The sequence below is a fragment of the Streptomyces sp. NPDC111802 genome (assembly GCF_055634335.1).
The window spans coordinates 1-1,736 of record NZ_JBVKCZ010000205.1; the positions used below are offsets into that span (position 1 = coordinate 1).

General features: G+C 69.0%; 1 protein-coding gene and 1 pseudogene. Both read right to left on the reverse strand.

Going from position 1 to position 1,736, the window contains the following annotated elements:
* Positions 1-253 precede the first annotated feature (253 nt).
* A complete protein-coding gene (locus tag ACZ7NC_RS45475) occupies positions 254-637 on the reverse strand; it encodes a Pycsar system effector family protein (RefSeq protein ID WP_471498331.1) in 384 nt (127 codons plus the stop codon).
* A pseudogene (locus tag ACZ7NC_RS45480) lies at positions 634-1,736 on the reverse strand (hypothetical protein); the annotation flags it as partial. The pseudogene ACZ7NC_RS45480 and the gene ACZ7NC_RS45475, both read right to left, overlap by 4 nt.

Here is a 1,736-nt window from a genome sequence, read left to right on the forward strand (position 1 = left end):
CTGCCGTAACAGGGTCAGGGCAGGCATGATGGAGACTCCGATCTCGCCCCGTGGGGCGGGCATCAAGAAGAGGCGCACCCCCGGGCTGTCCAGGCTCTGGTGGGGGTGCGCCTCTTGCTGAGTGATCGCCCGTGCCCGGCCTTTTGCCAGGCAGAGGCATGCTGGAAGTGCTGGCGCCTTGTGACGGAGACTGCCAGCGCCCTGGGTGGTCGTCCTGCGCCCTATCTGGATGCTGCGACCGCCCAGGCTCCTGCTACCCGGCGCTGATTGCGGCTAGAACGAGGAGGGCCAGCGCCGCGAGGGTGCAGTCGACTGCGCGGCGCAGCTGGGTGAACTTGGCTACGGCGGGTCCGGACAGGACCCGGATGCGGGCTGCCCGGGTGTCGCCCTGCATGCTGGCGTGGATCGTGGCGTCGTCCAGGCATCCTGCCGAGTACGGGAAGCTCACGCGGTCGCTGCCGCCCAGGCGGGGCCGGACGACCAAGAGCAGCAGAACGGCGGCCGTGACCAGGGCAAGCACGGCGGCTGCGCCGAAAACCTGTGTGGTAGCCGGCAGCGGTCGGTCGACGACGGAAGCGAGTCCGGCGAGGACGGCTCCTCGGGGGTGTGGCCACCAGCCGCGGCGGGTGGGTGTCACAGGTCGGAAGGGAGCTCCTCCCCTGAGTCCGCGTCGTACGCGATGCCCGTCGGCGACAGGCGCACGGTCCGGGACTCTGCTCTGGCGCCTTCCTTCCAGTTCCTTCCTCCGATAGCTATCCGGACCGTCACGTCGGCGAGAGGGTCCTCGACTGGCAGGGCGATCTCCGGAGTCTTGGGCCACCGGTCGTTCCCCAGGGTGCTTTGGGCGGACTGCCCAGACGAGTCGATCCGCAGGTACCGGGCGTTGCGGTCGAAGTACGAGCGGAGCTCGACGATGACGCGATCACGATCGCCGTTCCATTGCGCCACCAGGTCCGCGTCGACGCCGTCGACACGGAGTGCCGCCCCTGACCGGCCCTTGTATGCGGCGGCCTTCTGCTGGCGCTCCTGTTGCTGCTGTTCGTTCTCGGCGTGCTGCCACACGCCCACAGCGGCGATGGACAGGGCGGCGATAGCTGCAACGTAGGGCAGGGTACGGCGGCGCGCCGACGTCGGTTGCTCGGTGTCAGCCGACGGCGCCGGCACTGGCGGCTGAGGGCCGCTGTGCCAGGCCGGTGACGTGCTGTCCTGTGTCTTCTCAAACCATTCGGCGTCGTCGGTGCCCATGCGGGCGACGGTAGCGCGCAGTTGCGCGCCCTGTCCGGGGTCCCCGCGCAGTTCTGCCACTTGGGCCCGGGTCTCCAACCAGGCAAGAGCCTGGGTGGAGTTGATCCCGTGAGCGTTGATGTCCTCACGCTCGAGGATGGCCGCCAGTTGAGCGGCTTCATTGAATCGGCCTGCGTGAGCGGCTTGGAGGACGGCCTCATGCCGGGCGAGGTCGGCCTGCCAGCCGTCCACCACATTGGGCGGCATTTCCCAGTCCCAACCCCTGCCTCCATCACCATCGCTGACGTCCTGCCCTGTCGATGACGGCAAGGGCACGCCCTCAGGCATGGCGTCCCCGTCAGCCTCCAGGGCGGCCTCCGTGGGTTCCTGCTCGACGACGGGCGCGTGCTGCGCCTTACGGCGCCGTGACGAGGTGTCCGTGAGCGCGGTTTCCTCCGCGTCCAGGATGGTCTGGATGATGTCGACGTAGTCGGGGCCGACCTTCCACACGG